Origin of the sequence: Burkholderia sp. COPS (genome assembly GCF_019425585.1) — a bacterium.
In the GTDB taxonomy this organism is placed as follows: Bacteria; Pseudomonadota; Gammaproteobacteria; order Burkholderiales; family Burkholderiaceae; genus Burkholderia; species Burkholderia cepacia.
Genome location: NZ_WIXR01000060.1, coordinates 1 through 22,191, shown reverse-complemented (window position 1 = coordinate 22,191; position 22,191 = coordinate 1). Strand labels below are relative to the sequence as shown.

15 protein-coding genes and 4 pseudogenes are annotated in these 22,191 nt (G+C 61.7%); 8 read left to right on the top strand and 11 right to left on the bottom strand.

The annotated features are described in order from the left end of the window. Window positions 1–208: 208 nt before the first annotated feature. Window positions 209–829, bottom strand: coding sequence for an HAD family hydrolase (locus FOZ70_RS34380; protein WP_048027592.1), 621 nt, complete (start codon window positions 827–829; stop codon window positions 209–211). 175 nt (window positions 830–1,004) lie between these two features. On the opposite strand from FOZ70_RS34380, the pseudogene FOZ70_RS34375 reads away from it, so the two are divergent. Both FOZ70_RS34375 and FOZ70_RS34370 read left to right on the top strand, forming a co-directional pair. Then, window positions 1,005–1,152 (top strand): annotated as a pseudogene (locus tag FOZ70_RS34375) (IS3 family transposase); the annotation flags it as partial. Window positions 1,153–1,315: 163 nt separating this feature from the next. Continuing rightward, window positions 1,316–1,540: pseudogene (locus tag FOZ70_RS34370) on the top strand (PAAR domain-containing protein); the annotation flags it as partial. Between the two features lie 521 nt (window positions 1,541–2,061). Here FOZ70_RS34370 and FOZ70_RS34365 read toward each other — a convergent pair. The 5 genes and pseudogenes from FOZ70_RS34365 to FOZ70_RS34345 form a co-directional block, all read right to left on the bottom strand. Further along, window positions 2,062–3,225 carry an MFS transporter gene (locus tag FOZ70_RS34365; RefSeq protein ID WP_175904132.1) on the bottom strand — a complete coding sequence of 388 codons (1,164 nt, stop codon included), beginning with the start codon at window positions 3,223–3,225 and terminating at the stop codon, window positions 2,062–2,064. A 96-nt stretch (window positions 3,226–3,321) separates the two neighbouring features. Beyond that, window positions 3,322–4,332: a dipeptide epimerase gene (locus FOZ70_RS34360; RefSeq protein ID WP_048027589.1), complete on the bottom strand. Its 1,011-nt coding sequence runs from the start codon at window positions 4,330–4,332 to the stop codon at window positions 3,322–3,324. Next, window positions 4,317–5,585, bottom strand: coding sequence for an ATP-grasp domain-containing protein (locus tag FOZ70_RS34355; RefSeq protein WP_219707683.1), 1,269 nt, complete (start codon window positions 5,583–5,585; stop codon window positions 4,317–4,319). Before FOZ70_RS34355 ends, FOZ70_RS34360 begins: the two co-directional genes overlap by 16 nt. Window positions 5,586–5,640: 55 nt before the next feature. Then, window positions 5,641–7,944: a PEP/pyruvate-binding domain-containing protein gene (locus FOZ70_RS34350; RefSeq protein WP_219707682.1), complete on the bottom strand. Its 2,304-nt coding sequence runs from the start codon at window positions 7,942–7,944 to the stop codon at window positions 5,641–5,643. Window positions 7,945–8,404: 460 nt separating this feature from the next. After that, window positions 8,405–8,590, bottom strand: a pseudogene (locus FOZ70_RS34345) (integrase core domain-containing protein); the annotation flags it as partial. Between the two features lie 94 nt (window positions 8,591–8,684). Here FOZ70_RS34345 and FOZ70_RS34340 point away from each other — a divergent pair. The 3 genes and pseudogenes from FOZ70_RS34340 to FOZ70_RS34330 all read left to right on the top strand — a co-directional run. Beyond that, window positions 8,685–8,879: pseudogene (locus tag FOZ70_RS34340) on the top strand (hypothetical protein); the annotation flags it as partial. A 98-nt stretch (window positions 8,880–8,977) separates the two neighbouring features. Next, window positions 8,978–10,089, top strand: a protein-coding gene (locus FOZ70_RS34335; protein WP_124469057.1) for an IS3 family transposase whose coding sequence is annotated in 2 segments (ribosomal slippage) — window positions 8,978–9,227 and window positions 9,227–10,089 — 1,113 coding nt in all. Because the reading frame shifts where the segments join, the coding sequence is not laid out codon by codon here. Window positions 10,090–10,122: 33 nt separating this feature from the next. Then, window positions 10,123–10,503, top strand: a complete 381-nt coding sequence (locus FOZ70_RS34330; protein ID WP_124469054.1) for a GNAT family N-acetyltransferase — start codon at window positions 10,123–10,125, stop codon at window positions 10,501–10,503. Between the two features lie 555 nt (window positions 10,504–11,058). On the opposite strand, the gene FOZ70_RS34320 is transcribed toward FOZ70_RS34330, so the two are convergent. Then, entirely contained in the window at window positions 11,059–12,366 is a 1,308-nt protein-coding gene (locus FOZ70_RS34320; RefSeq protein WP_219707681.1) for an MFS transporter, read from the bottom strand. 673 nt (window positions 12,367–13,039) lie between these two features. On the opposite strand from FOZ70_RS34320, the gene FOZ70_RS34315 reads away from it, so the two are divergent. Together FOZ70_RS34315 and FOZ70_RS34310 are read left to right on the top strand one after the other, a co-directional pair. Then, on the top strand, window positions 13,040–14,563 hold the full coding sequence (locus FOZ70_RS34315) for a sugar ABC transporter ATP-binding protein (RefSeq protein WP_219707680.1): 1,524 nt from the start codon (window positions 13,040–13,042) through the stop codon (window positions 14,561–14,563). Between the two features lie 9 nt (window positions 14,564–14,572). Beyond that, the gene (locus FOZ70_RS34310) at window positions 14,573–15,631 is read left to right on the top strand and encodes an ABC transporter permease (RefSeq protein WP_021160262.1); all 1,059 of its coding nucleotides are present in this window, start codon (window positions 14,573–14,575) and stop codon (window positions 15,629–15,631) included. Window positions 15,632–15,668: 37 nt separating this feature from the next. Here FOZ70_RS34310 and FOZ70_RS34305 read toward each other — a convergent pair whose 3' ends face one another. From FOZ70_RS34305 to FOZ70_RS34290, 4 genes are read right to left on the bottom strand one after another with little or no spacing between them, the layout of a single operon-like run. Beyond that, window positions 15,669–16,628, bottom strand: a complete 960-nt coding sequence (locus FOZ70_RS34305) for an ABC transporter permease (protein ID WP_124627875.1) — start codon at window positions 16,626–16,628, stop codon at window positions 15,669–15,671. Next, the gene (locus tag FOZ70_RS34300; RefSeq protein ID WP_219707679.1) at window positions 16,621–17,649 is read right to left on the bottom strand and encodes an ABC transporter permease; all 1,029 of its coding nucleotides are present in this window, start codon (window positions 17,647–17,649) and stop codon (window positions 16,621–16,623) included. The genes FOZ70_RS34305 and FOZ70_RS34300 overlap by 8 nt, the downstream gene beginning before the upstream one ends. Beyond that, window positions 17,646–19,196 carry a sugar ABC transporter ATP-binding protein gene (locus FOZ70_RS34295; protein ID WP_219707678.1) on the bottom strand — a complete coding sequence of 517 codons (1,551 nt, stop codon included), beginning with the start codon at window positions 19,194–19,196 and terminating at the stop codon, window positions 17,646–17,648. Before FOZ70_RS34295 ends, FOZ70_RS34300 begins: the two co-directional genes overlap by 4 nt. Beyond that, entirely contained in the window at window positions 19,193–20,209 is a 1,017-nt protein-coding gene (locus FOZ70_RS34290; RefSeq protein WP_059489418.1) for a sugar ABC transporter substrate-binding protein, read from the bottom strand. Before FOZ70_RS34290 ends, FOZ70_RS34295 begins: the two co-directional genes overlap by 4 nt. Before the next feature lie 288 nt (window positions 20,210–20,497). Between FOZ70_RS34290 and FOZ70_RS34285 the strand changes: the two genes are divergently transcribed. Continuing rightward, window positions 20,498–21,529 (top strand): substrate-binding domain-containing protein, encoded by a 1,032-nt coding sequence (locus FOZ70_RS34285; protein WP_258025811.1) that lies wholly within the window; start codon window positions 20,498–20,500, stop codon window positions 21,527–21,529. Window positions 21,530–22,191 lie beyond the last annotated feature (662 nt).

The window sequence follows — 22,191 nt, the reverse complement described above, 5'->3', positions numbered from 1 at the left end:
CCTACCCTACTACCGACTAGTAGGGCCGCCGGCCTCCGTTGAACCCGCTCCTGCCAGATCGGGCAATCTCAGTGAGCGTGGCGAGTGGCTGCTCCTGGCCGCCAACCGACGGATGCGGCCGACGGTTGCCGACCCTCAACGGCCCATCAGCTCGCCAAACAGCGGCCATTCGGACGCTCCTTCGCGCCTCACGAAATGGCGCTGCGTCTCACGACCGTTCCAAGACGTGGAACTCGTTCCTGAGGGTTGCGATCAGTTTCTCGACATCGTTTTTTTCATCGTCATGGAAGACCGTGCCCATGCCGAGCGCTCTTGGTGCAATCAGATTCCCTCGATTGTTGTCGATGAAGATACTCTCGTCAGGCCTTATTCCGACACATCGTAAAGCATGTTCAAAAACAGCAGAACCGTCCTTTCCCGAGCCGAACTCGGCTGACACAATTATCGGGTTGAACAGGACATCGAGACCTTGCGATTTCTTCAGTGAATCGATCCGATCCCGCTTGTTGTCCGTGATGATGCCGAGGGAATACTCGGGCTTCAGGCTGCGCGCCAGAGCAAACATTGCGTCATTTTTCGGCGTGCTTTGAAATGCCTCTTCGAGCAATGAAAAATCGACTTTGCAACGTATCTCCGCGCAAACTGCATCCCAGATTTCGGCATGTGTGACCTTTCCGACAAGCAGGTCTGGGTTGTGTTTTGCGAATGCCTTGCGAACAGTCTCATACTCAACACCGGTTACTGTACTCAGATATCTGTTCGTAGTGAGCGAACCCGTTCTATCAGTCGTCAGCACCCCGTCGTAATCAAAAAAAATGGCTTTTATCACACCTGGAGTCCTTCGCGGAAAGAGAAATTTGCTTCACGGTTTCGTAGCACCGGCCAAGGCCAGCCCTGCATATCCCAGAGATTGTCTGCGATCTCTACGATGCTGTCGAATGATCCTGCCCAAGTTTCACGTACAGCATAAAGTTGAGTAGTTTGATGCATGTACGGAGGATGGGATGCCGGAAACTGGAGTGCCGAGAAGGCAGTACACGGAAGAATTCAAGTCCGAGGCGGTGAAACTTGCGGAGACTAGGGCAACACGAAGCGGCCCGGCGGCTGGGCGCGCCGGTGGCGACGCCGGGAAACTGGAGCCGAGGGCGGCGCCGTACGCCGACGGGAAATGCATCGGATCACGAAGTAGCAACCAGCGCTCCAGCAAGACGCGCGGAAAGCGACCTCGAGGCCGAGGCCCGTTCTGGATCGACAGCAGCCTGAGCCTGGTCAATCAAGGCAATTCAATTATGGGCGCATTGTCACGGCATAAATCATGATGAACTTGAATCGCATCGGTGACGAGACCGACCATGGCGGCAAGGTCGAAACAGGTTCCAGCACAATGCGTTTCGATGGCCGCTTTGTCGCTCGCAAAGGCGATCGTGTTTCGTGCCCGCAGCATCCCGAGGTGTCGCCGAACTTCATCGAGGAAGACGATGCGCCCATGACGGATGACGGTATTCCGATTGCCCGGCACGGGCATCAGGCGACATGCGGTTTGTCAGCTCATTTCTTGTCTTATCTGAAAGAGCCGCGTAGTTGGGGCGATCTTGTGCGCGACGCACGCGCACAAGATCGTCATCTTGCGACTGCCGCGCGGCCAGCTCGGGTCGGGTGGCCAGACGTCGCAACGCTTGCACGATCTCACCTACGGCGGGGATTGCGGCGCAGGCCGGGCCGGCCGTACCGATCGCTTGGCCGGGTCAGCTCGACAACTCGTGCTGCCCTTCGAGATCAGGAGAGCTGCCTGCTCAGATTCCGTCACCAACTCGCGATGAAGCCTGACCGCCGCAACCGGCGAGTCGACGACGGCATGAGAGACGTTCCATCCCACAGCTCGACTGTCCACTTATCGCGCACGCGGCAGACACCGATCGTCCAGCCGCTACGATGCGAATAGCCGCTCACGGGCGAAAAGTTATCAAACTTCCTGCTGTACGTGGAATCGAGGCAGGGTCACACTGTGCTGGCGCCAACGAGCGAACAGTAAATGATCGCTTGACGTGAGTTCGCTGTGCTCTAGGGAGTAGCTTTTGCTGGTGACGGCAAGCGATCTAACAAAGGAGTCCTTATCCGCCACAGATAGGCGATTGCAGCCACAACAAGCAGGGCATTGATACTCCACGTGCTAGCCGGGCCAAGCCACCGATATAGTTGCTCGTTCAGCGCGTTGGCGGCCAACATGCCAATTGCACCGACGACCGAAACCAATCCGTACGTTGTTCCGCCGAGCGATTTGTCGCCGAGCTTTGTCGACAGGTATTCGACTCTGAAGGAGACGACAATTTCCGCGATAGTGAATAGTGCTACGGCCAACACGAGGAGCACTGACACGCCAACGCCCGGAGAAAAGTATGCAATCGAGCCAAGTAGGAGAAAGAACGCGAGGAAGCACCAGAATCCAAGGTTGACGCCCGCATTGGCGATGCGACGGGCGCTTGTGAATTGCACGCCAGCAACAACAACCGCATTGGTCGTGAAAAGTATTCCGACCAATCCCTGATGACCTTGCTCCGTACTGAAGATCGGAAGTAAATATTCAAGATTAGAATAGAAATAGAAATAAATGAACTGCAGCAACATGACCCGCTGAATGCCGGGAAGTCGGATGACTCGAAGAAAGTCCGCCGGACGGATTGTAGAGATTCGCGCGGCTTCGAACGTTCGGTTTGCAACCCATACAATTGTACCTAAGCCGACGAACATCACGGTTACGCAAAGGCACGTCAAACTGAAATCCCAGTACAGAAAGAATGTGCCGAGAAGTGGGCCAATTGCGGCCCCAAGATTGAGCAACGCGCTTCGCAGGCTGATGACTGCTGTCAGACGTGAATCGTCTTCTCGCACGGCGAAAAACAGCATCTTTCGAATAGCCATATTAAATAGGGAGCTACTCGTCCCATTTGCAAAGGCGGAGATTACGAAGCTTGACGGGCTGCGGTCGAAGAACAGAATCAGGAATGAAGTTGCTCTGAGCAGTATTCCGACTTGACTAATGAGCTGGGCCCCAAAATAATCAGTTAGCACTCCGCCGAATAGCGTAAGGCCACGTTGGGAAAACATTCTCACCGAAACAAGTATGCCGGCAAATGCGACTCCGTAGCCGAGGTTCTTGCTTGTGTACACGGCGTAATACGGGATCAAGACATAATTTCCAAGGGCGAAAAGAAAAATCGACGTCAAGTTCGCTCGAACGGCAAATCGGGATTGCAGGTGTTGCGGGTCCATATTGATGCGGTGATGACAGTAAGTTCAGGTGGTGGTATGGCGAAATGCGGATCAGCCCCAGAGCGCCGGACGCGGGGCGGATACCACGCCATCGCACCAGAGAGTCGGCTCGCGATCCGATGCGAGGAATGACGGTCCGTCGACATCGATGTACGTGGCCCGATCGAACAACATCGTTGATGGTGCCATGCCGAGTGACGTGCCAATCATGCATCCGAGCATGATCCCAAGACCGTGCGACTCTGCGATCGTTGCCGCTACCAGTGCGGACGAAAGCCCCCCGAGCTTGTCGAGTTTGATGTTGACGAAGTCATAACGCGAGGCGATAGCCGAGAGGTCATTCGGGTCCGTAAAACTTTCGTCAGCGCAGATCGGCACGATGCGATTGAAGTGCGATAGCGCAGTATCCGATCCTGCGGGAAGGGGCTGCTCTATCAGCTCAACCCCGAGCTCCCTCATCGTCACGGACCACGTCGCGAGTTGATTCATCGTCCACGACTCGTTGGCATCGACAATAAGCCGTGCGTTCGGTAGGGCGAGTCTTACCGCACGAACTTTTCGATCATCATCTCTCCCATTCAGCTTTAACTTCAGCACTTCGGCTGAGCCGAACATCAGCGCTTGGCTCACCATCTCGTCGGGCGGTCCAGCACTGATTGTTTGGATCGTCTTCCTTGTAGTCGGTGTTTGCATTGACGCCATAGTCCACGCACGGGTCCCACAATGTTTTGCAGCAAGGTCCCAGATCGCGCTATCGAGCGCGCTTCGCGCTGCGCCCGACGGCATCATCGCGACGCGGCACCCAACGTCGGTGGCCGTCAACACCCCGGTACCAAAGGCCTTTGCAATCTCACCGAGACACGAGCTGGCGCTTTCACCGAGGCTCCGGCTCGGGGTTGCTTCGCCGCGGCCGGTATGTCCATCGGCCGCGATCTCGACAACTATCACTTCCACCTCAGTGCGAGAGCCGCGCGCGGTGACAAATGGGATTTTCAGGTCCCAGCGCTCAACCATGGTCGTCAGGTTGATATGTCCGGAGAGTGTGCTCAGCTGACGTTGCATGCAGATGCGTACCGAGGTTGGTCGCTATGGGATGGGGAGGCTAAGACACGCTCTTTCCCGGACAACTTCACAAGCAGTTTGTTGAGGTTATCTCGGACGGACGACCGACTAGGCCCGCTCACAATAAGATGACCAATACGATCGCGAGAGTCGCCATAGTGGAGGCCTTTACCGTGATCCATCCCAAGGTGCGCATCCAGCGCACCACCTTCAGAAACTATCGTCTCGAAGGTATCGCGTATCGCGGACGGTATTTCACCCGAAACGAGGAATGCAATACGGCTGACTCGGTTGCGCGTTCCGTTCAGACTTGGAGTTACTCCGACCGCCTTGAGAATTGCCGCCGACAGTAAGTCAACACCAGTGGCTTCTTCTACCAACAGGGGAATCAGATCACCAGCGATCCGCTGATTCACTTCGATCACGGAGAGGCCATCGCGGGTCACATGGAGCTCCACGTGGCAGCACCCCCAATCCAAACCGAGCGCCTTGACGGCGTCTTCCGCGAGTTTGCATGCCGATTGCGCAAGATCGCTTGGAAGGGCGGATGGCACTTCGTGTCCAACTTCAAGGAAAACCGGTAATGGGCTAACGAATTTATCGCAGACCGCCACGGCCATGCCATCGAAGACTTCAACCGATACTTCGGGGGCACAGACGAACTCCTCGAGCAGGACCTTTTGTTGGATCGGTACGCCTCTATGGGTCTCTGTACGGGACAGCCAGGTTCCAGCGTGTACATTCAGTTCGTCGTCAGACGTGATGTACTTGACACCCACGCTACCAGCACCGCTGACGGGCTTGCAGACAAGCGGATATCCGATTTCTCGTGAAGCAGAAAGTGCTTCATCCACCGTACTACAGACGGCAAACTTCGGCTGGGGAAGGCCGTGATGAGCGAAGACGGTTCGCTGATTATGTTTATGTCTCGCTCTTCTCGCGGAGTCGACATGCGGGCCGGGCAGAGCCAGTGCACGTGCAACTGCGGCCACCGCAGGAACGTAGAAATCGTATACGGTTGACACGCCGACGAACTCATCGCGCCGCTCATGCTGAAGAAGAAACTCGATCAATCGGCTTTCGTCGTTCGTGTCGACATGAAGAAGCCGAAGCTGAGGGATATCGGGAAAGTCGAATCGACCCGGATTATTGCTGATCACCCACGGTGAGTACCCTAGTTCGCAGAGCTTCTTGATCATCGCGAGACCAGTGCCGGTCGAGCTGCTCTCGATCAGAATAAATATCTTTTCCATAGGATTGCTGATTTATTTAATTTTTTTGGTAGGGCTTATCGGGCGCTTCTTCTCGTCAAGCAGAATGAATTCGCTGGTCTTTGCAGCTCAGTATGATATTGCTCGCACGCGCCAGCGCTCGGAATACCTCCGGGCCGACCCCAATAGCGGCGGGGATGCCGAATTCACGAGCGCGGATACTCATATGGGAGTTTTCTCCACCGAATGCTGTGACAAAACCGTCAATCGGGTGGGTGAAAATCCAATCGTAACCTGGATCGGCACTCTCTATGAGCACGATCTTTCCGTTCAGGTCTGCGTCTGTTGATTCGCTGCCGGTAAGCACGATAGGTGCGGCCGAGATTGTCTTGCTGGTGATGTAGTTTGGCTTCGTTCCGCTTATCTCGAATGCGAAGAAATTGTCGGAATGGTTGAACACGGCGGGCGTTCGCACGCTCAAATCCCTCGCCCATACATCCTCGTTTTTCCGCCCCTTGGCCAGAAGGTCGACGTCTCGGCCGTACGATTCCATTGCGACACGGAGATCATTGAGGGATAGATGACTCAGGCAGTTGCGGTTTATCCCACGGGCAGCACCCCATTCAGTGAGGCGGGAAAGCGCTTCAGAGACTAAGCCGGCGTAGACATACTTCGACTGTTCTCTCGCGTGAATGGCGGCTTTCGCGAAAGTGATCAGTTGAAATGCGTCGAAGCCCAACTCGCAAGCGCGGAGCTGCGTAGTAATGTTTGAGATGAATTGACTTACGTCGGCGATGGGACTGCTTGGGTCCTTTCGCGCCTCCGTCCGCTTGAAGTATCGATCCGGAGCTTCATCGTAACGCTCGATAGTGACGTCGTAGGTGCCGGGGCGGACGTGTCCGTGTTGCTCCAAGAACGCATGAAGTTCCAGGTCTGTATAGTCATCCGCGATTTGCTTGCCTATCGTACGAACGCTAGCCGTCACTTGATCAGTCAACCCAGTAAGTCGCTCGTCGGCATGTTCGAGGTCCTTCAACAATGCAGTCGCGATGAATGCTGCTCGAGCGAGACCGGAAAATGTCTCGGCGACCACGCTTGCGTCGGAGATGCACTGCCAGAATGAGATAGCGGTGTCGCTTCGATCTGCTTTGTAACGTGCAAGTTTTCGGGCGTGCAGTGGCAAAAGATCGAGATCGCGATAAAACACGCTGCCTGGTGCTACGATCTGCTCGGTCAGCGACTTAAGTTGGTCGAGATATACCTTTCGTTCGATGTGGGACAGCGCGTCGGCCAAGTGGGGATAGGAGGAAAAGTCGACGTTGAGGTGCGGAACGTAACAGGTAGGGATAACCGCAAACTCGAGCTTGTCGTGCAAAGCCGGGTGATCCGAGACGTATCGGGAACAGTGTTCAACGATGCGATGCGCAACGTCCGCTGGAACGCCGGCTGGAATGAATGATTCGACACTAGACGCCACGTCGATATAGGGACTACCACCGAGACAGATCATCAATTCGCGATGCCGAAGATCACGATACCCATACCGAAAGCGAGCAGAGGCCCAGTTCATCCGCGTGATCAGTTCGCGGTAAAGAGAATATGCAAGCGATCGAGGCTTGATGCCGATCATTTCAGCCGGATTCCAGTCCGACATCACGCTGAACGTGTTGTGCTTTCGTGCGCTAACCGTCGGCAAGGTCGAATTGATTTGTTCGAGAATGTAGGCGGCATGGAGTCGCGGCGCCGGGCTGGATTTTACGGTCGTCATCGGCCGGACCTGCAGGAGCACGACTCCTGCTTCATCCATCGCGAACTCAACGTCAAGCGCATCATTATTTGTGATCTCGATCAGTTCATCGAGAAGTGGTAGGATCGCGGCCACCGGCGATGAGAGGCGTGCTTGACTACCAGAATGCACGATGACGGTTCGAACTTCACCTGCCCCGGATGTAACAGCTGCGGTGTCGCTACTCTCCGAGTAATTGATTACAGTGTATGGCGCCCCAGTTTCGGGGTCTCGCGTCATGGCAACGCCCGATCTCCGAACACAGTTCAACATTGGTTGAACAAACACTTCATCATGATCAAGCGCGGATCCGTAAGACTTGATGACTCGCTCGATCGCATCTCTGACAGACGTGAGCCCAACAGCGTTACCTACCGATAAGTATTTCCCTGCGTTTGACGAAGTCCCGGTGTCTTCAGACAATGCACTGGAGCGAACGATAAGTGGAATGCAACCGAAGCGACGCACAATTTCTTTCTCGACAGCATCCGCATTTTCTCGCCAATCGTGGACGGTAAATGCGCATTGGTCCAAAACACGACCATGAGTGATGAGGTTGGCAAGAGTCGCCAACGTGGAAGCCTTGCTTCCGAACGCAAAAGCCGGGTTTTTCATTTTTGTAACGTCTAATCTCTCAGGAAATTTCTGGCCGTCATCAAAATGAGCGAACAATGTCCGGTCGCACATAAACGCGAGCGCGAGCGAGCACCACCCAAAAATAGCGGGGCTTCATGACAAAAAATTCGACAACGATCACATAAACAATCTACATAAATGCATCGATCTGTGTAACTGTCACAAAAGTGTCATGCGATTCATCATACCCAAGTGGAAATTCCTTCGCAATATCCCAATTCTGGGAATTTTTTATTTGGCGGTCGTATATTATTTTTTTCAAACATATTTATTACATAATTATTGCGAAAGAAAAGTGGAATTAAAATGAAATACTTCCCAGGAAGGGGGGCTCTGCGGACTTGCTCCTGCATCTCCCGACACGCGCTCGAACAAACTCGTCAATATTGAACTGCTCTAGGAATTCTGGACACAATTGAGTGTTAGTGTTTCGGTGACCTTACCTCGCCGAGTACACCATTCGCAATTTAGTGGACTCGCCGGTTCCCGGTTGATGCAGTTGCCGGAATTGGTCCGGCGCCACGTTCCCCAAGGCACTATGCGGGCGCAACGAGTTGTAGTCAGTGCGCCACGCTTCAATTCGCTTGCGTGCGTCGTCGAGATTGACAAACGCATGCTGGTTCAACGCAAGCGGTCTTTTGATGAGGTTCCTTGTCAATCAGGAAGTCTGAGTGACCGATATCGGCTCAGCTAGAATGTCTTCCTTCGCATTCTGATAACGCGCCCTGGAAAATATCGAAGTAAGTCGAGGTCATCCAATCGCAACCGAGCAGCTCCGGCGAATCGCCCCCACTCATATAGAAGGCATCAACTTGCGCGGTACCTTCAATTTTCCCGTGGCGCTCTACGCGAAGCGGCTCCTGCCGAGTATCGCGACCGACAATCTCATCTCGCCAACCAGTCGGCGCACCTAACGAAGCCGGTCGTGGTAACGCTCTGGGACTGACCTGCCCTGGAATTTTTGGACCAGTTGAAACTTGAGAGAATGGCTTCCAACGGAGAAAAGGAAGTCATGAAGAAGAGCCGGTTTACCGAAGAACAGATGGTCACCATCCTGCGCGAGGCGGACAAGGCGCCGGTCGCGGAAGTTGCGAAGAAGCACGGGGTCAGCGAGCAAACCATTTACAACTGGCGACAACATTTCGGCGGGCTGGAGGCTGCCGACGTGAAGCGGCTCAAGCAGCTCGAGCAAGAGAATGCGCGGCTGAAGAAGATGCTGGCCGAGCGCGATCTCGAGCTGGACGTGATGAAAGAGATCAACGCAAAAAAGTGGTGAGCGCGCCCGCCCGACGCCAGCAGGTCACCTACGTGAAAGCACGGGGCCTGTCGGAGCGACGTGCGTGCGCGCTGATGTCGGTCGCCCGATCGGCGCTGCATTACGAATCGACGCTGGCCGTGCGGGACGCGCCGGTGCTGGCAGCGATGAGCATTCTGTCGGCGCAATATCCGCGTTATGGTTACCGCCGCATCCAGATCGTTCTGGAGCGGCAAGGTCACCCGATGAGCGCCGACCGGGCTTGGCGGCTGTGGCGTCTTGCCGGGTTGCAGGTGCCGCGCAAGCGACCCCGTCGACGCGTGTCGGTCCATCGCCCTCGACCGCAGCCGGCGACGGCGGCACGACACGTCTGGGCGTACGACTTCGTATTCGACGCGTGCGCCAACGGCCAGCAGTTGAAGTGTCTGACGGTGATCGATGAGTACACGCGTGAATGCCTGGCAATCGATGTGGCCGGATCGATTCGTTCCGGACGGGTCATCGAAGTCCTGTCCCAACTGGTCAGCCTTCATGGTGCGCCTCGTTACTTGCGTTCGGACAACGGCCCAGAGTTCGTATCGCGGGCCATCCTGAAGTGGGCGGCACAGAACGGCATGGACTTGGCGCTTAGCGATCCCGGCAAGCCTTGGCAGAACGGCGCGGACGAGAGCTTCAACGGCAAGTTCCGAGATGAATGCTTGAGCCTTGAATGGTTTCGAACGCGCACGGAAGCGAAGGTTGTGATCGAGCAGTGGCGGCGTCACTACAATGCCATCCGACCGCATTCGAGTCTGGCCTATCTGACGCCCGACGAGTTCAAGCAGCGGTATTGTTCAACTGAAGCAACCGAGGCCGTTCTCCAAGATTGACATGGTCCGAAGAAATCAGGCAGGTCAGTTGCCGTGAGCTACTTTGCGCCGGCGTCCCGCGCAGAATCATCCGGCAACTTTGCCGAGCTGGGACATCAGATCGCAAGCACCTGTGGCGAACTATCCTTGCGAAGAATCGATCTGCTTCGCGAGAGTTCTGGCTCGAACTCCTCTGTTGCAAACTCAAGCTGGATTGAGTTCATCGGTGTGTCCCCGATGCTACAAGGCGAAGGGATCGGGTCGACGCTCCTAAATGCGACCTTGGCGCATCTTCGCGAGATCGAACCATCTGGGACGATTTCCTTGGAAACCGCTGAGTCGCGCAATATTCCGTTCTACGAGCGCCATGGCTTTGCGATCAAGGAACGCATTGATCGTCCGGGACTGACGCAATATCGCCTATCAATCAGCTAGTCGCCCCTTCGGGCTTAGAACGGGCTCCGTGATGCCGATCACCGAAACGCTCCCCCCTCCGGGAGCCATCGTTGTACTTAACGGGCCAAGTAGCTCGGGCAAAAGCACGTTGTCCAAGTATCTGTGCGAGAACCTGCAGGAACGCTACTTACATGTCGAGCTTGATCATGGTCATGAGCGTTCTCCTCGGGGTAAAAAATAAAAAAGGCGCCGTAGGCGCCTTGGTCGTTTGTACAGGAAGGGGGAACTGCAATCCCGGATGTCCTGCTATGGATGTAACGAACCACGGCGCATCGAGTGACGGCCGTGATGATGACGAGATTGGTTCGGGACGTTACGGAGTTCCATGCCGGTCATATTGGCACATTGATTTTGATTTGTGAACTGATGCGCCTGGCTGCGAGGCCGCGAAGTATGCGCGAACCCTGTGGGGAAACAGCTCTGGCGCATGCGTTGAGCGTTATTCGAGCTGATCGTCATACGCGAACTTCAGCCGGGACTCGAACCCCGTCGACAGTGACGAAGCCTCACCCGGCACTGGCAGGAATGGACAGGTCACGACGGCGATTGAAGGTCGAACAGTTCCCGGTTGGTCTGGAGATAGTGGGGCAAGCCGCCATCGTCGGAATTGAGCATGAGCCTCAACGGCCTGGAAAAGGCAATGCAAAGGAGCGCAAGTACGAAAAGTTCGCTGCCGTAGATGATGACTGCGTTTGGCGACAAGGCTTTCAGCGCCGCGCCCGACATCCAGATACCCAATGGAGCGGCGGCCGTGCAAAGAAACATCAGGCTCGATTCCATGCCGGCACGATGCCCGGCTGGAATGGCCATTGCCCGTTTCGAATTGACGGTGACGTTGAACATCGTCAATCCGGTACCCAATGCGAAACCGAGCATGCACCAGACGGCGAGCATGTGCGAGCAACCGAACGCGAAGATGGAGGCGCCGATCATTGCAATGCCGACGATCGAAATGGCGTGATCGGAAACAATGCGTCGTGCCTGCCGGATCAGCAAGGCCGAAGCCGCCAATACGCCCGCACCTAATGACAGTTCAATGCCGGCGACGTTCAGCATCGAGCCTCCCTCCGCGAGAACCTTGGCCGGCAACAGGAAGAAAACGAACGGGACGAACAGCATGTTGGCAAGCAGCGACGCTGTCGCGATCGCCCGCTCGGCGCGAATACCGAGCACCCGCTGCATCCCGCGGCGCAGATCCTGGAAAAACGACGGCGCTTCGCCGGAGCGCGCGTGCACCAATTGCCCCGCGCTGAACGACATGTGGAAGGCGAGCGCCGCTACGACGCCGAGACAACTGCTTGCGACACTCACCCATAGCGCGGACTCGCCGCCGAATGCCCCGATCATGAAACCTGCCAGCGTCGGGCCGAACAGGATATTCAGGATGAAAGCCGATGCCTTCAGGCGCAGACCTCGACGAACCTCGTCGGCATCCGGCGAAATTTCAGGTATGAGCGGTGTGCTCAGCGGCATGAGGGCCGCCACGGCGACACTCGAAGTCACGCTTGCGACGACGATGACGACGATAAGCCAGTTCGTGTTGGTGCCGTGAAGCGCAAGTGCGACGACGACGACCGGTATCACCGACGCAAGGGCAAGCAGCGATGCGCCCAGCAAAACCGTACTTTTGCGGACCCGGTCGGCGACGATGCCGGTGAACGGAAGGGTCAGCAGGGTCGTCGCCCACGTTGCGACCAGCGTCAGCGTGAGCGCCGACGGGTTCGCGAGACCCTTGAGCAAAAGCCAGGTGGCATAGAACTGCAGGATGCGAGACGAAACCGTCACGGCTGCGTCGGCGCACACATACGTCACGATCAGTTGCCACCGGGTCGAGGGCATCATGCTATTCGTTATTCTGAAACGTGTCGGCGACGGATTTGAAAATGGCTGCCGCATTGAACGCCCGCGCATTCCCGGCAAAACCTTGCAATGAATACCTCGCGGATCTGCTCGGCCGATATGCCGGGATGCAGAGGCAGCGCCAGGCTGGAAACGCAATGGATTCTCGCAGCCGCTCATCGCACTGATTACTCCAAGCGTGACGGGGTGCCGCGTCTTCAGGTCGATGCCGGGCCGGCGATACGCGTATCCGTACATGTCCAGACTCTTTGCGAATCGCGCGAACTGCGGGGCTATGTTTTCAGGTAAACAAAGTCTGGTAAACAAAAAAAATATTGGTGCGCGTCACGCAGCGGTTCGCACATCCCCGGCAGCGCAAGGGGCGTGACAAGGTGCGAATTCGGGATTCTCGCCCACGTCATATCGATGACAGAAATCGTTGTTTGCGGGTACGTCGTGCGGCACGCTAGATTGGCCGAATCGGCGTCGATGCCTGCGCGGCGCAGTCATGCTCAACGTGGATCGACGTGGAAGCCGAAGCCGATAAGCCGCGGCACGCTGTCCCCGCCCAAGCGGGATTGCCCTGCGCAAAGCGTCCCGTCGCACGTTTCCGGTGACCGGGTGGCGTTGCGCACATGGCGCCGCTCGCCGAGAGGCACATCTTTTCGACACGCCATTGACGACGACTTCATCAAATTCCCGAATTGATCGACGGCATCGCGTCGCGCGGCAGCCCGTCCTGACGGCCATCGGCGTGTCGAAGCGCTTCGGCGCGACGACCGCGCTCGCATCGCTCGACCTGTCGATCGGCGCCGGCGAGGTCGTCGCGCTGATGGGGGCCAACGGCGCGGGCAAATCGACGTTCGTCAAGATCCTGAGCGGCGTGATCCGTCACGACGGCGGCACGCTGACGCTGCGCGGCACGCCTTACCGGCCCGCTTCGCCGCACGCGGCGAAGCAACTCGGCATCGCGACCGTGCATCAGTCGGTTGCCGACGCAGTGGTGCCGGCGCTGTCGATCGCCGACAACCTGCTGCTCGACCGGCTGTGCGATCCGGCATCGCCGTGGCGCGTGCCGCCGGCCGCCCGGCGCGATGCCGCACGGCCGCTCGCCGAACGCGTCGGGCTCGACGCCGACCTGGCGGCGCCGCTCGCGTCGCTTTCGCTGGCGGACCAGCAGCGCGTGACGCTCGCGCGAGCACTTGCCGGGCAGCCGGGCCTGCTGATCCTCGACGAACCGACCGCGAGCCTGTCGGCGCCGGAGGCCGAGCGCCTGTTCGCGCTGCTCGTTACATTGCGTGACGAAGGCGTCGCGGTCCTGCTGGTGTCGCACCGGCTCGGCGACCTGCGCCGTATCGCCGATCGCGTCGCGATCGTGCGCGACGGACGGATCGTCGCCGATCTCGCCGCTCCGGTCGATTTCGACGCGGCGGTCGAAACGATGGTCGGGCGGCCGTTGCCGAAGGCGCGTGCGCTGGGCCCGGCGCCGATCGCGCGGCCCGGCGACGGCGGCCTGAGCGTGCGCGGGTTGCGCCTGACGCAGGCCAGCGCGCCGTTCGATCTCGACGTGCGGCGCGGCGAGATCGTCGCGATCGCGGGGCCCGTCGGCGGCGGCAAGTCGCGCCTCGCAAACACGATCTTCGGCGCCGTGCGCGCGGCGCAGGGCGCGATGACGCTCGACGGCAGGCCGTGGCACCCGCGTTCACCTGCCGACGCGATTCGCGCCGGCGTGTTCCTCGCCGGCGAGGACCGCTGGCGCACGTCGCTGTTTCCCGACAGCGTACCGTTTGCGTCGATCGCGGGCACCATCAGCTTCCCGTTCCTGTCGCGCTGGTTCGGCGGCGGCGCGGTGCGCGCCGCGCGCGAGCGCACGGCGGCCGCCGCCGCGATCGCGCGCTTCGGGATTCGCTGCACGGGGCCCGACGACCGTCTCGTGCGGCTGTCCGGTGGCAACCAGCAGAAGGTCGTGCTCGCCCGCTGGCACGCGGAACCCGCGCGGCTGCTGCTGCTCGACGAACCGTTCCAGGGCATCGACGCCGGTGCGCGCGCCGATATCGTCGACATGTTGCGGCGCCATGCGCACGAACGCGCGACGCTCGTGTTCGTCAGCGATCTCGAGGAAGCGGTCGAAGTCGCCGATCGAGTCGTCCGGTTCGATCGCGCGACGCTCGATCATTCATCCTCCCATCCGTCGGACTGACCCATAACGATGCTGAAATCCGCCACGCCCGCCGTTGCACCCGATGCGCCGTCCACCAGGCCGGCGCTGTCCGCGTCGGCCCGCCTGCGCGCCGGCCTCGAACGCACCGGCATCCTGCTCGTGCTCGCCGCGCTGGTGGTCGTCTTTACCGTCAACGAGCCCGCGTTCCTGAACGTGGACAACCTGTTCAGCATCCTGCAGGCGGTGTCGATCGTCGCGCTGCTCGGGATCGGTGTGACGATCACGCTCGCGGCGGGCGGCTTCGACTTGTCGGTGGGCAGCATCGCCGCATCCGCGCAGATGGCGGCGAGCTACGTGCTGGTGGTCTGGCACGGCAGCGCGCTCGCGGCGGTGGCGGCCTGCGTGGCGCTCGGTGTGGCAGCCGGCCTGTTCAACGGTGTGCTGATCACGCGCTTGCGCGTGCCGGACCAGCTTGCGACGCTCGGCACGCTGTTCCTGCTCGCGGGCCTGCAGTTGATTCCGACCGGCGGGCGTTCGCTCGCGACCGGTTCGGTGCTGCCCGACGGCACGGAAGCGAGCGGCATGTTTCCCGACGCGTTTCTCGCGCTCGGGCGCCTGCGCGTGTTCGACGTGGTGCCGTTGCCGGTTCTGATACTGGCGGCGGTGACGGTGCTGGCTTGCGTCGCGATGGAAGCGACACGCTGGGGCCGCGTGATCTATGCGATCGGCGGCAACGAGACGGCCGCGCGGCTGGCCGGTGCGCCGGCGGCGCGCTACCGGGTCGCGGCGTATGTCGTATCGGGCGCAATCGCGGCATTGGGGGGCGTGCTGATCTCTGCCCGCGTCGGGCGCGGCGACGTCAGCGCCGGGCACTCGCTGCTGCTCGACGCGGTGGCCGCCGCGCTGGTCGGGTACGCGGTGTGGGGCGCGAAACGGCCGAACGTGTTCGGCACCGTGGTCGGGGCCGTGTTCGTCGGGGTGCTGCTCAACGGCCTGACGATGCTGAATGCGCCGTATTACCTGCAGGATTTCGTGAAAGGGGCGCTGCTGGTGCTCGCGCTGGCGTTCACGTTCGGCATCGGCCGGCGCGCGGACGCCCGCGCCTGAGCGCGGCGTAGGGGGCGGGGGCACGGCGTGGGGCGGCTCACGCGGCGCGCACACGCCGCCCCATGAAACTCAGCGCGAGCACCGCGAGGATCAGCGCGCCGGTGGCGACCTGCTGCCAGTAGAAGTTCCAGCCGATCAGCAACAGCCCGTTGGCGACGAGGCTGATCAGCAGCACGCCGAGCAGGGTGCCGGCGACGCCGGGACGGCGTGTCGGCGACAGCGTCGTGCCGATGAAGGTCGCGCCGATCGCGTTCAGCAGGAAGCCGTTGCCGGCCTGCGGCACATAGGCCTTGACCGTCGACGACAGCAGCAGGCCGACCACGCCGTAGACGAGCGCGCTCGCGACGAACGTCGCCACGACGGTCGCCGCGACCGGCAGCCCCGAATGGCGCGCGACGCCCGGTTGCGCGCCGAGCGCGGCGCTGTAGCGCCCGAACGTCGAATGCGCGAGCACGACATGCACGGCCGCGGCGAGCACGACGACGCACCACAGCGGCACCGGCACGCCCGCGAGCGTACCGTGCGCGAGCGCGCCGAACAACGGCGGCAGCGCCACGTTCAGCAGGTAGACGGGCTGGCCGCCGCCGGTGGCGAGCTGCTGGACGGTCTGGCCGATGAACAGCGTGCCGAGCGTCGCGAGAAACGGTGCGATCCCGAGCCCGGCGACCAGCGCGCCGTTGAACGTGCCGACCAGCACCGCCGCACCGAGGCCGCCGAGCAGGGCCGGCAGCACGCCCACCTGGTGCGCGACCAGCTGCACGAAAACAAGGCTCGCGACGTCGATCGCGGTGCCCAGCGACAGGTCGACCGCGCCGATCGACAGCGCGAGCGTCATCCCGAGCGCGGCGATCGCAAGCAGCGCGAAGTTGTTCACCAGCACGTCGGCGAGATTGGCGGGCCGCATGAACCCCGGTGCGAACACGGCGAAGAAGGCGATCACCGCGAGCAGTGCCGCCACGAGCGAGAACCGCTGCAGGCGGCCGATCCGTTCAATCATGGGCATGGTGTTCCGTATGGCGGCGCCGAATCAGCGCGGTCGTCGCGACGACGAACAGGATCAGCGCGCCTTCGACGCCGTTGACCCAGTAGCTCGACACGTTGTCGAGCTGGAAGCCGTTGCCGACGGTGCCGACGAACAGCGCGGCGAGCAGCGTGCCCGGTATCGTCGGCACGAGCCGCCGCGAGAACACGACGCCGAGCAGCGCGACCGCGACGACGGCCAGCAGGTTTTCGCCGGCGCCGGGCGAGCTGCCGCTCAGCAAGGCACTCGACGCCAGCGCGGCCAGCGCGGCGGAGACGCCGCTCAGCACGTAGCTGGCCGCGACATACGCGTTCACGCGCAGCCCGGCCGCGCGGGCGGCATCGCGATGCGCACCGGTCGCGGCGAGCCGCAGGCCGAAGCGGGTTCGGTGCAGCAGCACGCCAGACAGCAACGCGACGATCAGCAACGCGGGCGCGAGATGCGGTACGTCGAACGGGCCGCTGTCGATCAGAAAGGCGAGCACCGGGCTCGCCGCCGCGACCGACGTGTTCTGCGTCAGCACCAGTTCGAAGCCGGCGCACAGATTCATCGTCGTCAGCGTGGCCAGCAGCGGGACGATGCGCAGCGCGATCACCGCGAACGCGTTGAGCGCGCCGACCGCCGCGCCGGTGGCCAGCATCAGCGCAAGCGCCGCGCCGTCCGGCGCCCCGTCGCGCAGCGCGACGGCCTGAACGGCTGCGCAGAGACCCATGTTCGCCGCGACCGACAGGTCGAGACCGCCGCGGATCGGATCGGGGCCGCCGCCGATCAGTACGGCCGTCAACCCGAACCCGAGGATGCCGACCACGGCCGACTGCTGCAGCACGTTCGCGAGGTTTGCGACGGTCAGAAAGAGCGGCGAACTCGCGGCAAACACCGCACACACGACGGCGAACGCCAGTGCCGCGCCCCAGCGCAGCCAGAATTGCGCGCCGAACGTGCCCGGCAGCCGCGCGAACGCTGCTCCGGGCAGCGCGCGATCGAGGATCCGGTTCATGCGGCGACCTCCTGCCGCGGCGTGTGGCCGCGTGCGCCGGTCGCCCACGCGAGCAGATCGTGGCGCGTGGCGTCGCGGGTCGCGACGTCGCGCACGATCCGGCCGCGTGCCATCACGAGCACGCGATCGGTGACGTCCAGCAGCTCGATCAGGTCGCTCGAGAACAACAGGATCGCCGCGCCGTCGCGTGCGAGGCGATCGAGCAGCCGGTAGATTTCCGCTTTGGCGCCGATATCGACGCCCACCGTCGGCTCGTCGAACAGATACACCGGCGACGTGCGATCTGCGCCACGGCTCAGCCATTTCGCGAGCGCGACTTTCTGCTGGTTGCCGCCGGACAGCTGGCGCACCGGCGCGTCCGGGCCGGGCGCCCGCACGTCGAGCGCGGCGATCAGCCGTTGCACCGCGTCGTCCTCGCGGCGCCGCGCGACCAGACCGAATCGGGTGAAGCGCGCAAGGCTCGCGAGCGTGATGTTCTCGCGCACGGACAGGCTCGGTGCGATGCCGTGCGAGCGGCGGTCTTCCGGTACGAACGCGATGCCGCGACGCACCGCGTCGCGCGGGCTGCGCAGCCGTGTCACGCGGCCGTCGAGCGTGACCGTGCCGCGCACGCCGCGTTCGAGACCGAACAGGCTGCGCACGACCTGCTTTCCGCCGGAACCGAGCAGCCCCGTGACACCGACGATTTCGCTGCGCCGGACCTCGAACGACACGTCGTCGAACCGGCCGGGCGCCGCGAGGCCGGCGACCCGCAGCGCGGACGGGCCGGGCACGCGCACCGGCGCTTGCGATCGTGCGGCGATCCCGGTGCCGATCATCGCCGCGACGAGCGCCTCGGTCGGCGTGGTCCGTGCGTCGACGTGCGCGACGTCGGTGCCGTCGCGCAGCACGGTGACGCGATCGCAGATCGACGCGATCTCGTTCAGGTAGTGCGACACGTAGAGGATCGTCAGCCCGCGGCGCCGCAGCCGGTCGAGTGTCTGCAGCAGGCGGTCGACCTCGCTGCTGACGAGCGCGGCGGTCGGTTCGTCGAGCACGAGGATGCGCGGGTCGCGCATCAGCGCGCGCGTGATCTGCACGATCTGCCGCTCGGCGACGCTCAACTCGGCAATCAGGCGGTTCGGCGGCAGGTCGAGGCCGAAATGCGCGTGCAGCGCGTCGCTGGCATCGCGTCGCATCCGGCGTGCCGCCAGCAGCCCGAGCGGCCCCGCGCCATAGGCCGGTTCGTTGCCGAACTGCAGCGCCTCGGCGACCGTGAACGTCGCCGGCAGCAGACGCTCCTGGTGAATGAACGCGATGCCCTCCGGCGGCGCGCGGTGTGCGAGTGCCTGTGCCGCACCGTCGATCGCGATCGTACCGGCATCGGCCGTGTCGATGCCGGCGAGAATCCGGATCAGCGTCGACTTGCCGGCGCCGTTCTGCCCGATCAGCCCGTGCACGGTGCCGCGCGCGACGTCGAGCGACGCGCCGCGCAGCGCCGGCACGCCGTCGAAATGTTTGACGATCCCGCGCAGCGCCAGCGCGGGCGGGCGCGTGTCGGCGCTCATTTCGGGGCGGCGGCCTGCCCGAGCGTCTGCTGGGCCGAGCCGGCGTTGTCCTTCGTGACGAGCAGCGACGGGACATACGTATAGGGCGGCAGCGTGCGCTCGCCGGCCAGGTAGCGCGCGACGTTGTCGACCGCGGTCTTGCCGATCAGCGCGGGTTGTTGCGCGACCACGGCCGCCGCGCTCGATTTCGGGTCTTTCACGAGCGCGACGACATCGGGGCTGCCGTCCACCGCGTAGGTCCTGATCTCGCTGCGGCGCGCGGCGTCGACGGCCTGCGTCGCGCCGACTTGCGGCACGTCCCACGCGGCCCAGATCGCGGCGATCTGCCCCTTCGGGTATTTCGCGAGCAGCTGGCTGACCTGCGCGTACGCGCTCTGCACGGTGTTCGGAATCACGTCGCGCAACTCGGGCTGCAGGATCTTCACCTTCGGGTAGTACTTGAGCACCGCCTTCAACTGGTCATAGCGGATCGCGCACACCGGCACGCCGTAGAAGCCGTTGAACACGAGAATGTTGCCTTCGCCGTGGATGTCGTTGACGAGCTTCAGCGCGAGTTGTTCGCCGATGAAGAAGTTGTCCGAGGTCGTGACGTTGAGGCTCGACGGCGAGGCCGTGTCGATCGTGAACAGCGGAATGCCGGCCTGCCGGATCTTTTGCAGCCATGGTTCGAGCACGCTCGCCGTGCCGAGCTGCTCGATGATCGCATCGGGCTTCTGCGCGATCAGCGTCTGGATCTGCGCGATCTGGCGGTTGTCGTTGCGACCGGCGTCGAGTGCGATCGGCGTCCCGCCGAGCCGCTTCACTTCGTCGATCGCACCCTGGTATGCCTTCAGGTCCCAGTAATGATCGGTGCCGATCGCCGTGATGCCGATGCGCTTGCCTTTCAGCGACGGCACGGCGGCGTTACCTGTCGCCGCATCGCCTTGCGCGCGGGCAGGGGAGAGCGCGGCGACGGCGGCGAGCGTCAGCAGGGCGGCGGCAACGGTGCGACGGGTTCGGGCGGGACGGGTCATGGCGTCGATGGGCGCTGAAAAAAAGAGGAGGCTGAACTTTGCGACTCTAATGACAACGCGCCCGCACGCTAACCATCGATTCCTGCTACGCATATCACGCGCGCGCTCGAATGCTTGTGCCGGGTGCGGCGCGGTCGGCTTCAACGATTTGCCATCCGAAGGAATATCGATTGCCGAATCGCTCGGTTTGAACCGGTTCGCCGCGCTGATAGATTTTCCGGATACCGACACCAGCCAAGGAAGATCCGCATGCGATTCCCGTTTCGCCGTTCGTCCCGCCCCGTCCGGATGATCCGCGCGCTCGCGCTCCTGTCCGTTGCCGCGTTGACCGTGCCCGTATCGCATGCCGGCCCGCTCAAAGGCGCACCCGCGCCGTTCGACAAGGGCGGAGTGAAGGTCGCGCTCGTCAACTACCTGTCGACCGGCGATTTCTTCCAGGCATACGAGGCCGGCGCGCAGAAGCAGGCGAAGGCGCTCGGTATCGACCTGCGCATCTACGAAGGTCGCCAGGACGCAACCGAGCAGCGCGAGCAGATCCAGCAGGCGATCAGCGTCGGCGTGTCGGCGATCATCGTCAACCACGGGCTTCCCGAATCGCTGAAGGACGTCGTGCAGCGCGCGCTGGACAAGGGCATCAAGGTCGTCGCGTTCGATGTCGACCTCGCTAACCCGAAGGTGCCGCAGATCGAGCAGAGCGATCGCGACCTCGCGAACCTGCTGCTCGACCAGGCGGTGAAGGACAACGGCGATGCGTTCTCGGCCGGCTACGTGTATGTCGCCGGGTTCGCGCCGCTCGACCGGCGCGACGCCGCGTGGCGGGACTTCAAGCGCGCGCATCCGAAGGTGCGCGAGCAGGCGCGCTGGGGCACCGTCGACAATCCGATCGCGCAATCGGTCGCGAACCAGGCCGCGGCCGCCTATCGCGCGCATCCCGACATCCGCGTGGTGTTCGCGCCTTACGACGAATTCGCGCGCGGGGCGAAGCTCGCGGCCGACGAGGCGAAGCTGGCGTCGAAGTTGCGCATCTATAGCGCCGACATTTCGACTGCCGATATCGAGGCGATCCGCGCGCCCGGCAGTGCATGGGTCGCGACGGCCGCCACGAATCCCGCAGTCGTCGGCGCGGTATCGGTGCGGGCCGCCGCGCTGCTCGTCGCGGGGCAGGATCCGGGCCGGCGGATCGTCGTGAAGCCGACGCTGATCACGCGCGATGATCTCGTGAAGAACGACATCCGCACGATCGCGGAGCTCGGCGCGAAGTTTCCCGCGTTCCGCGCAAGCGAAGCGGCGACGGCCTCGTGGATTCCGGCGACGGATTAACGCGCGGTCGCTTTTGCCTACGGTACGTGACCGTACGTAGCACTGGCGGGCTTCGATGCCCGGGCGCCTTTCCGGGCAGACGCAGACCCGCCGTTGCTTTTGCATGGCTGATGCAGGTGATGCTGACGATCTCCGCGAACGAAGCCGGCAGCCCGGACGGCAGATACGCGGGCGAATGAACGCGATCGACGGGGAGGCCGATCACTCGCGCCGTCGTGGACGATCATGCAGACGTCTGCAATCTGACGGATATCCCGCATCCGATGCGAGCCGAACAGCACGGCAAGTCCAGTTTCGGCGATCAGCCTGCTAATGGCTGCGTTTATCAAAACCTGACTCGCGTGACCGACCCAATGGCTTGAACGACCGGCTAAACCCGACACGAAGCGGACGTTCGCCGAATCGGTGCCACGCTTAACGTGGTTTGCTTGTGCCAAGGAACTGCACGTTAAGCGTGGCACCGATTCGGCGAACGTCCGCTTCGTGTCGGGTTTAGCCGGTCGTTCAAGCCATTGGGTCGGTCACGCGAGTCAGGTTTTGATAAACGCAGCCATTAGCAGGCTGATCGCCGAAACTGGACTTGCCGTGCTGTTCGGCTCGCATCGGATGCGGGATATCCGTCAGATTGCAGACGTCTGCATGATCGTCCACGACGGCGCGAG